This window comes from Streptomyces sp. NRRL B-1140 (assembly GCF_001280065.1).
Classification (GTDB): domain Bacteria; phylum Actinomycetota; class Actinomycetes; order Streptomycetales; family Streptomycetaceae; genus Streptomyces.
In genome coordinates, this window is the sequence record NZ_LGEA01000162.1 from 219,723 (window position 1) to 231,855 (window position 12,133).

General features: G+C 71.5%; 11 protein-coding genes. 5 read left to right on the forward strand and 6 right to left on the reverse strand.

Going from position 1 to position 12,133, the window contains the following annotated elements; translation table 11 throughout:
- Nucleotides 1–293 precede the first annotated feature (293 nt).
- The gene (locus ADK65_RS35455) at nt 294–983 is read left to right on the forward strand and encodes a class I SAM-dependent DNA methyltransferase (RefSeq protein WP_053675616.1); all 690 of its coding nucleotides are present in this window, start codon (nt 294–296) and stop codon (nt 981–983) included.
- Between the two features lie 43 nt (nt 984–1,026).
- Here the strand turns inward: ADK65_RS35455 and ADK65_RS35460 are convergent, their stop codons facing one another.
- Genes ADK65_RS35460 through ADK65_RS35475 form a run of 4 tightly spaced genes read right to left on the reverse strand, consistent with a single transcriptional unit; the run spans nt 1,027 to nt 5,857 of the window.
- Nucleotides 1,027–2,232, reverse strand: coding sequence for a hypothetical protein (locus ADK65_RS35460; RefSeq protein ID WP_234353045.1), 1,206 nt, complete (start codon nt 2,230–2,232; stop codon nt 1,027–1,029).
- 46 nt (nt 2,233–2,278) lie between these two features.
- Nucleotides 2,279–3,217: an N-acetylneuraminate synthase family protein gene (locus ADK65_RS35465; RefSeq protein WP_053675562.1), complete on the reverse strand. Its 939-nt coding sequence runs from the start codon at nt 3,215–3,217 to the stop codon at nt 2,279–2,281.
- Nucleotides 3,218–3,230: 13 nt separating this feature from the next.
- Nucleotides 3,231–4,475, reverse strand: coding sequence for an N-acylneuraminate cytidylyltransferase (locus ADK65_RS35470; protein WP_053675564.1), 1,245 nt, complete (start codon nt 4,473–4,475; stop codon nt 3,231–3,233).
- A gap of 35 nt (nt 4,476–4,510) precedes the next feature.
- Nucleotides 4,511–5,857: a DUF6716 putative glycosyltransferase gene (locus tag ADK65_RS35475; RefSeq protein WP_107092459.1), complete on the reverse strand. Its 1,347-nt coding sequence runs from the start codon at nt 5,855–5,857 to the stop codon at nt 4,511–4,513.
- 198 nt (nt 5,858–6,055) lie between these two features.
- Here ADK65_RS35475 and ADK65_RS35480 point away from each other — a divergent pair, with 198 nt between their 5' ends.
- From ADK65_RS35480 to ADK65_RS35495, 4 genes are all read left to right on the forward strand, one after another.
- Entirely contained in the window at nt 6,056–7,042 is a 987-nt protein-coding gene (locus ADK65_RS35480) for a glycosyltransferase family 2 protein (protein WP_053675618.1), read from the forward strand.
- Nucleotides 7,042–8,373 carry an alpha-2,8-polysialyltransferase family protein gene (locus tag ADK65_RS35485; RefSeq protein ID WP_053675568.1) on the forward strand — a complete coding sequence of 444 codons (1,332 nt, stop codon included), beginning with the start codon at nt 7,042–7,044 and terminating at the stop codon, nt 8,371–8,373. Before ADK65_RS35480 ends, ADK65_RS35485 begins: the two co-directional genes overlap by 1 nt.
- A 215-nt stretch (nt 8,374–8,588) precedes the next feature.
- On the forward strand, nt 8,589–9,743 hold the full coding sequence (locus tag ADK65_RS35490) for an acyltransferase family protein (RefSeq protein ID WP_053675570.1): 1,155 nt from the start codon (nt 8,589–8,591) through the stop codon (nt 9,741–9,743).
- Nucleotides 9,744–9,807: 64 nt separating this feature from the next.
- A complete protein-coding gene (locus ADK65_RS35495; RefSeq protein ID WP_053675572.1) occupies nt 9,808–10,728 on the forward strand; it encodes a class I SAM-dependent methyltransferase in 921 nt (306 codons plus the stop codon).
- Nucleotides 10,729–10,804: 76 nt separating this feature from the next.
- Here the strand turns inward: ADK65_RS35495 and leuE are convergent, their stop codons facing one another.
- Both leuE and ADK65_RS35505 read right to left on the reverse strand, forming a co-directional pair.
- On the reverse strand, nt 10,805–11,452 hold the full coding sequence (gene leuE, locus ADK65_RS35500; protein ID WP_053675620.1) for a leucine efflux protein LeuE: 648 nt from the start codon (nt 11,450–11,452) through the stop codon (nt 10,805–10,807).
- Between the two features lie 48 nt (nt 11,453–11,500).
- The coding region (locus ADK65_RS35505; RefSeq protein ID WP_234353046.1) for a methylmalonyl-CoA mutase family protein at nt 11,501–12,133 on the reverse strand (633 nt) is incomplete at its 5' end.

Consider the following 12,133-nt stretch of genomic DNA (forward strand, 5'->3'; position numbering starts at 1 on the left):
GCTTCACCCTTTGAAGGGTAGGGCGCCCGGGCGGTCGATCGACCCTGGATCAACAAAACTTCAACCCGATAGGGGAAGAAAATATGATCGCCCGGCGCATAGCTATCAAGTGGGATGGGTAAACTCGCCTGCCTTTTGGGCCGGACCGGGCCATCCACCCCCCAGAGTGTGACTTCGACCACATCGACGCCACGACTCCGGTATCCATCCATCCTCTCCACGGATACCACGCCGTGCGCGGTGAACACCGGCGTGTTCATCTGCCGGACGCGCGCCCCGCTAGTGTGCGCCTCGTGCGCGCCCCCGATTTTGTCGAGTCCACGCAGCTCTCGTACGACGCCATCGCCGAGGCCTATGCTGCCGAACATCCCGACAGCCTGGCCGGAAGACCACTGGAGCGGGCGCTGCTGTCGGCCTTCGTGGAGCTGGTCCGGGCGCCGGGGGTGCCCGGGCGCCCGCCGGTCGCGGACATCGGCAGCGGGCCGGGTTACGTGACGGCGCGGCTGCACGAGGCCGGGCTGCCGGTGTTCGGGGTCGACGCGTCGCCCCGCATGGTGGCCCTGGCCCGGCGCGCCCACCCGGAGCTGCGCTTCCACGTCGGTTCGATGACGGCCCTGGACCTGCCGGAGGCGACGCTCGGCGGGATCGTCGCGCTCTACTCGATCATCCACGTGCCGGACGAACACCTGCCGTCCGTCTTCGCCGGGTTCCGCCGCGTCCTGCTGCCGGGGGCGCCGGTGCTGCTCGGCTTCCAGTCCGGGGACGAGGACGGGCACCAGCGCCTGACCGAGCGCTTCGGGCGGGAGATCTCGCTCGACTACTACTGGCGCACGCCCGACACGGTCGCCGGGCACCTCACCCGGGCGGGCCTGGACCTCCGTGCACGTGTCCTGCGCGAGCCGGAGGCCGGGGAGAAGCTGCCGCGCGCCTTTCTGCTGGCGCGCAGGCCGCCGGTGGACGAGGTGCCCGCGGCGGACGGCTAGGAGGGCCTGTCGTTCGGGCCGCCGTCCGGTCCGGCTCCCGTTCCTAGCCGGCCGCCACCGCTCCCGGTGTCCCCGCCTGGCCGGGCAGGCCCGACGGGGGTGAGGGGGCGGTGAGACGAGCCGTGTGCGCCGGTCCCGTGGGATCGGCCGGCTCCACCGTGCTCCGGTGCGGCGGCTCCGGCACGGGCCCCGGGGCCGTCGGCGAGAGCCGGTGCACGTCCCGGGCCGTTCCCGTCACCCCGGACAGGAAGCCCTGGGCGCGCGGGGAGGCGTTCTCGGTCAGCCAGGCGGGGTCGATGTCGCAGACCGCGACGCGTACCTCCGTGCCGGACAGGGCGAGGGGGAGGGTGTGGACGACGGTGGAGGGGAAGCTGAGGATCGTCCGGCCTATGGGGCCGCGGCGGGCGATCAGTTCGAGCGGGAGCTCGGGGCGGACGATCTCCAGGCCGGTCCCGGCCGCGAGGCGGTGGAGCTTGTCCGTGCTCTCGCGGCGGTGGGCGAAGTAGCGGGTGGCGCCGTGGGCCCTGGCCAGGGCGTGGACGGCCTGCAGATAACGGCCGTCGTCCACCACGCCGGTCTCCACCAGGGACGTGCCGACCAGGTCGGCGCCCTTGGTGATCCGGGGCGGGCCGAAGCGGGCCCGGGTCCAGGCGAAGGCGTTGGCGCTCACCGTGACGCCCGCCGGGGTCTCCTCCATCGGCATGGAGGAGAAGATCTCGATGCGGCGGCGGTCGCCGGGCGTCAGCCGGCGGCGTGCCGAGGCCGACACCGGCGCGAAGATCACGTCCCGCGGGCCGGGGCGGCCGCCCTTGCGGTGCCAGCGCACCAGTCGTTCGCCGCGGGCCAGCTGCCCGACGAACTCCATCGTCGCCGTGCCGTCGTCGACGACGACGAGGTCACGGGCACGGGTGATCGTCAGCAGCAGCTGGACGTAGCGGGAGAAGGGGTCCCCCAGCACGACCCGGCGTGCCCTGCGGAGCAGGCCGGTCAGGCCGCCGATGGTCTGGAAGGGCGCCAGCGGTCCGCCGCGTGCTTCCTCCCAGCGGACCTCGTGCCCCTCGTCGCGGGCCAGGTCGGACATCCGCCGCAGCTGGCCGCGTGTCATCGGGTCGACGGGCGACAGCACCACGAGGGTGAGCCCCACGCCGGGGGCGTGCGCATGCGCCCACTCCAGCACGTTCAGCAGCTGTACCGGGCTCTCGACGAAGGCGAGAGTGTGGGGGCCGGCGTTCCCGGCGCGGGGGCTCATCGAGGTACGACCGTCCCGTCGTAAGGGGGTTGTGGGGGTGGTGCGTTCAGACGCCGACCGGCTCGCCCGCCGCCGTGGCGATCTCCGCCTCGGCGACCACACCGGCGACGCGGCGCAGCTTCTTCATCGGGCCCAGCTCGGACTCGTAGACCTTCTTGACGCCGTCGCCGAGGGAGGCCTCGATGGTGCGGATGTCGCGGACGAGGCGGGTCAGGCCCTGCGGCTCCACGGAGGCGGCCTGGTCGGAGCCCCACATGGCGCGGTCGAGGGTGATGTGGCGCTCGACGAAGGTGGCGCCGAGGGCGACGGCGGCGAGGGTGGTCTGCAGGCCGGTCTCGTGGCCGGAGTAGCCGATCGGGACGTTCGGGTACTCGGCCTGGAGGGTGTTGATGACGCGGAGGTTGAGCTCCTCGGCCTTCGCCGGGTACGTCGAGGTGGCGTGGCAGAGCAGGATGTTCTCGCTGCCCAGGACCTCGACGGCGTGACGGATCTGCTTCGGCGTCGACATGCCGGTGGAGAGGATGATCGTGCGGCCGGTGGCCCGCAGGGCGCGCAGCAGCTCGTCGTCCGTGAGGGAGGCGGAGGCGACCTTGTGGGCGGGGACGTCGAACTTCTCCAGGAAGGCGACGGCCTCGGTGTCCCACGGGGAGGCGAACCAGTCGATGCCCTTCTTCTTGCAGTAGGCATCGATCTGGCCGTACTCCTCCTCGCCGAACTCCACGCGGTGGCGGTAGTCGATGTACGTCATGCGGCCCCAGGGGGTGTCGCGCTCGATGTCCCACTGGTCGCGCGGGGTGCAGATCTCCGGGGTGCGCTTCTGGAACTTGACCGCGTCGCAGCCGGCCTCGGCGGCGGCGTCGATGAGCTTGAAGGCGTTCTCGATGTCGCCGTTGTGGTTGATGCCGATCTCGCCGGTGACGTAGACGGGGCGGCCGGGGCCGGCCTCGCGCGTACCGAACTTGCGGATGCGGGAGTTGTTGCTCATGGCGAAGAGTTCCTTACTTGGTGAGGGAATCGAGAGAGGGGCCGAGGATCCAGCTGGCGATCTCCCGGATCGCGCCGTCACCGCCGGGGACGGTGGTGACCGCGCGTGCGGCGCCGCGCACGACGTCGTGGGCGCTCGCGACCGCCACGGGCCAGCCCACGAGGGCGAAGCACGGGAGGTCATTGACGTCGTTGCCGACGTAGAGCACGCGCTCCGGCGCGATGCCCTGCTCCTCGCACCACTGCTTGAGGGCGAGGTCCTTGCGGTCGATGCCGTGCAGCACCGGGAGCTTGAGCTTCCGGGCCCGGGCGGCGACCACAGGGTTCTGTTCCGTGGACAGGATCAGCATCTTCAGGCCGCTCCTGCGGAGGGCCGCGATGCCGAGTCCGTCCCCGCGGTGCACGGAGACGAACTCCCGTCCGTCGGAGTCGACCAGCACCCGGTCGTCGGTCTGGGTGCCGTCGAAGTCGAGGACGACCGCGTCGATGTCGTCGGCGGCCGGGAGGGCGCCGGGCCGGTTCGCGTCGAAGAGCGGCGCGAGGGCCCGGGCGCGGGCGAGGTCGTGCGGGTCGTCGATCTCCAGCACGCGGGCCGGGTCGGTCCGGACGAGTTCGGTGTGTCCGAAGAAGCGGTGCCGGTGCTCGCGGAAGCCCGCCGCGTCCATGGCGTAGGCGGCGCCGGTCTCCAGCAGGTCCTGGGGGCGGTCCTGGCGGCGGGGCCGGAAGGACTTGTCGTGGTTGACGCCGTATCCGCCGCTCACCTCCCCGGAGGTGGCCTCGGTGTCGGCGTCCCGCCAGATGAACCCGTGGAACGGGGCCACGGTCACCGCGGTGTCGGCGCCGTTCTCGGCGATCGCGCCCGCCACCCCGTCGATGTCCTCGCGGACGAGGAACGGGCTGGTGCACTGCACGAGCAGGACCACGTCCACCGGCGCCCCGTGCAGGGCCTCGTGGGCGTCCATGGCGTGCAGGACGGCGGCCTCGGAGGTGGCGGTGTCGCCGGCGATGGCGGCGGGTCGCAGCACGACCTCGGCACCGGCCTCGCGGGCGGCGGCCGCGATGGCCTGGTCGTCGGTGGAGACCACGACGTCCGTCACCAGCCGGGCCGACCGGCACTCTCGCACCGCCCGCGCCACCAGCGGGACACCGCCGACGGGGAGGAGGTTCTTCGCGGGCACGCCCTTGGATCCGCCGCGCGCGGGGATCACCGCGAGCACGCGGCGCACGGAGGCGCCTCGGCCCGCTTCCGGGTGGGACATGGGGTCTACTCCTTGGGCAGGGGTCTCGGGGCGGCTCACAGCTCGCCCATCCGCCGGATGACGGGCGCCACGCGCTGCACGCCGTGGCGGTAGGCGCCGCGCGCCGCCCGGCGCACGATCTGCCGGACCGCTCCGGGGTCCTTGTCGGCGGCGGGCGCGCCGGGCAGCGGGGTGCCGTCCGGACCGAGGTGGTGGCGGGCGAGGATCCCGGGCAGATAGCCGGGCGCGGTGACGGGGGTGTAGTACGGGGTCAGCGGGGGCAGGCCGCCGGGCCGGTCGAGCAGCCCGGCGATGCGCTTGCGTGCCGCGTCGAAAGCGGAGTCGTAGGAGCCGTCCGCGGCGACGCCCTGCCGGGAGACCCACTCCTCGTCGGGCACGGGCCGGTGTCCGGCGTCGAGCTGGTCCCAGGAGGCGAGGCAGCCGGAGCCCACGAAGTGGTGGTTGCCGAGCGATTCGCGGATGCCGAGGTCGGTCAGGACGACGGTCGGGATGCGGCGGTGCAGTGACTCCAGGGCGGCCGTGGAGCTGACCGTCACCAGCAGGTCGGTCCGGTCGAGGACCTCGCCCATGTTGCCGTACACCAGGCTGAAGTTGGCGGGCGGATCGAGGCGCTGCACCAGCTTCTGGTAGGGCAACTCCTCGATGTGGGTGGTGTGTTCGCCCGGCTTGGAGCGCAGCTTCAGCAGCACTTCGCGCTCGGGGTGCCTGCGGGCGTGCTGCACCAGCCGGTTCAGCAGGTACGTACGGTCCTTGCGGCTGTCCGGGACGGAGGGCTGGGCGGCGAACACGACCGTGTAGGGCGTGTGTTCGCCTTCGTAGGCCGCGCCGCCGAGGAACGGCAGGGCCACCTCGGTCACCGCGGAGGCGTCGGCGCCCACTCCCTCGTAGACGGCCCGAAAACGGTCCGCGTCCTGGCGGGAGTTGGCGAGGACCAGGTCCGCGCCGTGCCGCAGCAGCAGACCGTCGGCGAGCTTCTCGTAGACGACGCCGACGTAGCCGGTGACGACGACGGGCCGCGAGGCGCGGTGCTCCCAGACGCGTGCCAGGCCGTGCAGCATCGCCTGCACACCGCCGCCGACCAGGGAGAGGACCAGGACGTCGTAGTCCCCCTCGGCCATGGCGCGCAGGAACTCGACCGCGGTGACCTCCCGCAGCGAGTCGGCGCGTACGCCCACTTCCCGGAGCTGGCGCGGGGTGGGCGTCGCCCGGCCGCGCAGCAGGAATCCGTCGAGGAGGGGGCCGGCTTGCGCGGCTTCGCGCGGCGCGGTTTCCATGGACGGTCCCGGGGCGATGCGGTCCGCGGTCAGCGCACCCCATTTCCATCGGGTGTCGCTGTCCGCGAGGACGGCGATTCGCGGGCGCTTCGGTGTACTTGCTGGCACGTCGAAGACGCTAGGAAGCGAATCCTAGGTATGGCGGAACCGCGACTCAACGAAAAGTTAACAACAGCCCACCGAGAGCCGAACTGGCCTGCCGGCAGGCGGGAAGTACACGCGGTGCACCGTTCTGACACATTCAGTTCACCCGGTGTACCTTCATCGGAAAGTTCCGCTGCCGGGCGGCCTCCTAACGTTTTGCGGGTGCCTAAGCTTTCCGTGATCGTGCCGTTCTACAACGTGCAGCAATATGCCCCGGACACCCTCAGAAGCCTTCGATTGAACGCCGACCGGGATTTCGAGTTCATCCTGGTCGACGACCATTCCAAGGACGAAACTCCGGCCATTCTCGAACGAGCGGCCGAGGAGCTTTCGGATGTCGCCCAGGTGCGGTACATCCGTCACGAGCGCAACGGCGGGCTCGCCACCGCCCGCAACACCGGCCTGGACGCGGCGCAGGGCGAGTACCTGACGTTCCTGGACGGCGACGACTGGCTGGCCCCCGGTTACTACGCCCAACTGGTGTCGTCGATGGACCACTTGGGGTGCGACTTCGTGCGCACCGACCATGTGCAGGCCACCGCGCGCGCCCGTTCCGTGCACCGGGTGCCGGTCGGGCGCCGCTGGGAGGCGTTCGACCCGCGGGAGGCGATCCTGCCCGCCCACCGCTCCACGTCCGTGGACTACGCCTACGCCTGGGCCGGCGCCTACCACCGCCGCCTCGTGGACAAGGGGGTGCTCCACTTCACCGACGGGTTGCGCACGGCCGAGGACCGGCCGTGGATCTGGAAGTTGCACCGTGAGGCGGAGTCGTTCGCCGTGGTGAGCCTGCTGGGCGTCTTCTACCGGCGCGGGGTGGCCTCGTCCCTGACGCAGATCGGCGATGTGCGCCAGCTCGACTTCATCCGCGCCTTCGACCAGGTGATCGAGGAGACGGCCGCGGACCGCGACGCCGACCGGCTGCTGCCCAAGGCGGTGCGGACCTACTGCGCGATCATCGCCCACCACCTCTCCCACGAGGACAGGTTCGAACCGGCCGTGGCCAGGCAGCTGCGGTCGATGAGCGCGGCAGCCGTCAAGCGCATGCCGCAGGACGTACTCGCCGACGCACTGGAGGCCATGGACATGGACCGCTCGTCCACACTGCGGCGGCTGCGGCGCCGGGTCACCACGACGGGAGCGGCCGCCTGATGCCCGGGACCACTCAGATCTTCTGCGCGTCGACGCTGTACGGCGTCGCCACCCTGGCCGCCGCGATCGACTCCGACCTCTTCGAGGAGCCGGACCGCCGGGTGCTGCTGGTGTTCAACAACTCCGCGACTCCGGAGACCACTCCGGCCCTCGACGAGATGCCGGGCTTCGCCCCGCTGCGCGAGCACTTCGACGAGGTACTGTCCTGGAACGAGGCCATCCGCCCCTTCCACCCGGGGGCCTGGACGCCGCGGTCCGACGACATCCCGCTCTTCGAGCGCTATCTGCGGCTGCTGTGGGGCCTGGACGACGACCGCGTGAGCCTGGTCCTGGAGTCCCTCCAGGTGGCGCCCGCCCTGACGGTGGCCCAGCTGTTCACCGACGCGCCCGTCGATGTCTACGCCGACGGGCTGATGAGCTACGGCCCCACCCGCAACAAGCTCGACCCGCTGGTCGGCACGCGTGTGCGCAGGCTGCTGCACCTGGATCTGGTGCCGGGGGTCACGCCGATGCTGCTCACCGAGTTCGGCGTGCCGGCGCACCTGGTGCCGACGCCCGCGTTCCTGAAGGTGCTCGGGGAGGTCACCGAGACCGTGCCCGAACTGCCAGACCTGCCCGGCGACTCGGCGCTGCTGCTCGGCCAGTACCTGTCCGCGCTGAACATCCTCTCCCCCGAGGAGGAAGAGGACCTGCATGTGCGGATGATGCGTGGCGCTGTCGCCCGCGGTCACCGCACGGTCGTCTTCAAGCCCCACCCGACCGCACCGGCCCGCTACAGCCGTGCCCTGGAGACCGAGGCCGAGAAGCTCGGCGTGGACCTCACGGTCCTGGACACGCCCGTGCTCGCCGAGGTGCTCTTCGACCGGGCCCGGCCCGCGCTGGTCGTCGGCTGTTTCTCGACGGCGCTGTTCACGGCCTCCGCCTTCTACGACCTGCCGGTCGCCCGCATCGGGACCGAGCTGCTGCTGGAGCGGCTGACGCCATATCAGAACAGCAACCGGGTCCCGACCGCGCTGGCGGACGCGCTGCTGCCCGGGCTGGAGAGCGACGCGGACGGTGATCTCCTGCCGGCCGAGCGGCTGTCCGCCCTCGTCACGGCCCTCGGGTTCACCATGCAGCCGCAGATCTACCCCGACCTGCGCCCGCAGGCCGAGCGGTTCCTCGCCCGGCACCTCGGCCCGCGCACCCGGCGCTACTTCAAGAAGCGCCGCCTCACCGCGCTCGGGCTGCCCGGGGGCATTCCGCAGCGGCTGGCGTTCCTGCCGCGCAACTCCACGGCACGCCGGGTGGTCAGGCGGGCCCGGGCCCTGCGCAAGGCGGTACGCCGATGAACGGGTCCCGTCCGGCGCGAGGCGGACGCCGATGAACGGGTCCCGCCCGCCGGTCTCCGACCGGCCCCGGCGACATCCAGATGAACCCATGGGGACCGGCGGGCGAAGCCTGTCGCCATCGAACGTGATTGCGTCAACTCTCGTCCTAGGGTGACAGGCGCCCGCCCACAGGCGGCTCAGACGAAGGACATACGAACCACACCGAGGTTTCCAGCGTGACCGAGACGGTCGTCAGCACCCGCAAGCCCCCGCCCGGTGTCGCCGTGCTGGTCGACCCACCGGGCGCCACGACCGTCCCACGGCGCAGAAACGACTCCGCGGGGCGGCTGCGTGCCCTGGACGGACTGCGGCTGGTGGCCGCGCTGATGGTGGCGCTCTACCACTACGGTGGGCGCGGCGGTGAGGTCGCCCAGGCCTGGGGCACCTCGCCCCGGGACCAGTTCCCCACACTGCACTCGCTGTTCGCCTACGGCTGCCTCGGCGTCCAGGTCTTCTTCGTGATCAGCGGGTTCGTGATCTGCATGAGCGGCTGGGGCCGTCCCCTGCAGTCGTTCGTCGCCTCCCGTGCCTCCCGGCTGATGCCCGCCTACTGGGTGGCGGTGCTCCTCGTCACGGCCGTGTTCGCGCTGCCGGTGGTCGCCTACCAGGCCGTCTCCCCCAGCGACGCCCTGGTCAACCTGACCATGCTGCAGATGCCGCTGGGCGTGGACCGGGTACTCGGCGTGTGCTGGACCCTGTGGGCGGAGGTCCGCTTCTATGCCCTGTTCGCCCTGTGCGTCGTGCTGCCCGGCGCGAACCGCCGCCGGGTGGTCATGTTCTGCGCGGGCTGGCTGCTGGCGGCCGTGATCGCCGAGAACGCGAACATGCCACTGCTCGACATCGTCCTGATGCCCGAGTACGCGCCGTTCTTCATCGGCGGTGTCGGCCTCTACCTCGTGCACCGCGACCGGCGGGACGTCTACGGGTGGGCCATCGTCGCCGCCGGCTGGCTGATCGGCCAGCACTACGCGGTGCGGTCGCTGTGGCACGCCCCCGACCCGGAGGCCTTCTCCTACCGCTCCTCGTTCGGGATCGTCGCGGTCGTCACGTTCGGCTTCGTTGCGGTCGCCGCGATCGCGCTGGGCCTCCTGGGCCGGGTGAACTGGCGGTGGCTGACGGTCGCGGGCGCGCTGACGTACCCCTTCTACCTGGTGCACGAGCACCTCGGCTGGGTGGTGATCCAGGCCCTGCACCGCGGTCTGGGGCTGGCGTCCGGGGTGACCTTCGTACTGACGGTGGCGTCAATGCTGCTGCTGGCGTGGTTGCTGCACAAATATGTGGAGAAGCCGCTGACGCCCCGGTTGCGGGCGGCTCTGACGAAGACCCGCTGACCCTGTTCACGGGACGTTCAGCCGGCCGTCGACCGGGGCAACGCTCGGAGAGAAGGCTCCTCCCATGACCCACGCACAAGCGACCGACACGCACCCCGGCGAACTCGCCGACGTCCCCGGCTGGTTCCCGGCCCTGGACCAGACACTGTTCACCTGGTTCCTCGAACAGCAAAAGAAGTCCGGCATAAAGGGTGACCTGCTGGAGCTCGGCGTCTACCTGGGCAAGAGCGCGATCCTCCTCGGTCACCACCTCCAGGACGGCGAGCGGTTCACGGTCTGCGACCTGTTCGAGGGGGACGCCCCGGACGACGCCAACAAGGCCGAGTCGGCCAAGTCGTACGCCTCCCTCACCCAGCAGGCGTTCGAACGGAACTATCTCTCCTTCCACGACACGCTGCCCACGGTGATCACCGGCCCCAGTTCCCTCGTGGACGAGAAGGTGGCCCCGGCCTCCTGCCGCTTCATCCACATCGACGCCTCGCACCTGTACGAGCATGTGTACGGCGACATCGGCGCGGCCCACGACATCCTGCTGCCCGAGGGCATCGTGGTCCTGGACGACTTCCGGTCCGAGCACACCCCGGGTGTCTCGGTCGCCGCCTGGGAGGCCGTCCTCAACCGCGGCCTGCGCCCGATCTGCCTCAGCACGCAGAAGCTCTACGCGACCTGGGGCGACCCCGAGCCGCTCCAGGAGGAACTGCTCGCCATGCTCCGGCTGCGCACCGACGTCGGGCTGAGCGTGCAGGAGGCCGCCGGGCACCGGCTGATCCGGACCCGCTCCCGGGGCATGAAGCCACCCGCCTTCCCGCCCTCACGCCACTACGTGGAGCCCGCGCCCGCACCGGTCCGCGCTCCCGAGGCCGGCGCATCGCATGCGGCGCGCCCGGCCCGGCCCGCCCCGTCCATGGCCCGCCGACTCGCCAAGGACCTGCTGCCTCCCGTCCTCACCCGGGCCGTACGGCGGGCCCGCGCGAAACGGTCCTGACGCGCCGGAGAGGGCCCTGGGACCCCGCGCGTGCACCGCGGCGAGCCTCGGCGCGGCGAGGCGCCGCGCCGACTCGTCACGAACTCGCCAGCGACAGCTTCACCGCGAACCCGAGGAACAGCGCGCCCGCCGCCGAGGTCGCCCCCGCCGAAAGACGCCTGCGGCGGCGGAAGGCGGCGGCCAGCCGGGTGCCGCCGAATATCAGCGCGCTGAGGTAGAGCACGCTGGCGAACTGGGCCAGGGCGCCGAGGACGACGAAGGACAGGGCGGGGTAGGCATACCCCGGGTCCACGAACTGCACGAAGAAGGCGACGAAGAAGAGGATCGCCTTGGGGTTGAACAGGCTGACCACGAAGGCACGGCGGAAAGGCCGCTCCTCGGCGGGCGCGGGCGCCTCGTCACCGGCGGTCCGCTCCGCGCGCGTCCGCCACATCCCCCACGCGGCGCGCAGCATGCCGATGGCCAGCCAGGTCAGGTATCCGGCGCCGGCGTACTTGACGACGGCGAACAGCACGGCGTTCGCCTGGAGCAGCGAGGCCACTCCGGCGGCGGACAGCGTCATCAGCACCGTGTCCCCGCACCAGACTCCGGCCGAGGCGGTGTACCCGGCGCGTACGCCACGGCGGGCGGCCACGGACAGCACGTACAGCGAGTTGGGGCCGGGCAGCAGAATGATCAGGGCGAGGCCCGCCAGGTAGGTGGGCAGATCGACGACACCGAACATGCGCATGAGTGTCGCACGCGGGTCTGACACTCCCCGCCCGGTCGCAGGTCAGAAGGCGTCGGACGGGACGTACGCCCCCCACACCTCGCGCAGCGCGTCGCAGACCTCGCCGACGGTGGCCCTGGCCTTGAGTGCCTCCTTCATCGGGTGGAGGACGTTGTCCTCGCCCTCGGCGGCCTTCTTGAGCGCGCCCAGGGCCGCGCCGACGGCCGGCTGGTCGCGCTGTGCGCGCAGCGCGGCCAGGCGTTCGGCCTGCCGGGCCTCGATGGCGGGGTCGACACGCAGCGGCTCGTACGGTTCCTCCTCGTCGAGCTGGAAGCGGTTGACGCCGACCACGACCCGCTCTCCGGAGTCGGTCTCCTGGGCGATGCGGTAGGCGTTGCGCTCGATCTCGCCCTTCTGGAAACCCTGTTCGATGGCGTCGACGGCGCCCCCCAGCTCCTCCACCCTGGCCATCAGCGCCACGGCGGCGGCTTCGACGTCGTCGGTCATCCTCTCGACGGCGTAGGACCCGGCGAAGGGGTCGACCGTGGCGGTCACGTCGGTCTCGTGGGCGAGGACCTGCTGGGTGCGCAGGGCCAATCGGGCGGACTTGTCGGTGGGCAGGGCGATGGCCTCGTCGAAGGAGTTGGTGTGCAGGGACTGCGTCCCGCCCAGCACCGCGGCCAGTCCCTGCACGGC

What these genes read in the sequence shown, in the direction of transcription:
- ADK65_RS35460 (WP_234353045.1), bottom strand. Translation starts at nt 2,232, where the DNA reads ATGAGCCCCCGCGCCGGGAACGCCGGCCCCCACACTCTCGCCTTCGTC.
- ADK65_RS35470 (WP_053675564.1), bottom strand. Translation starts at nt 4,475, where the DNA reads ATGTCCCACCCGGAAGCGGGCCGAGGCGCCTCCGTGCGCCGCGTGCTC.
- ADK65_RS35485 (WP_053675568.1), top strand. Translation starts at nt 7,042, where the DNA reads ATGCCCGGGACCACTCAGATCTTCTGCGCGTCGACGCTGTACGGCGTC.
- ADK65_RS35495 (WP_053675572.1), top strand. Translation starts at nt 9,808, where the DNA reads ATGACCCACGCACAAGCGACCGACACGCACCCCGGCGAACTCGCCGAC.
- leuE (WP_053675620.1), bottom strand. Translation starts at nt 11,452, where the DNA reads ATGTTCGGTGTCGTCGATCTGCCCACCTACCTGGCGGGCCTCGCCCTG.
- ADK65_RS35465 (WP_053675562.1), bottom strand. Translation starts at nt 3,217, where the DNA reads ATGAGCAACAACTCCCGCATCCGCAAGTTCGGTACGCGCGAGGCCGGC.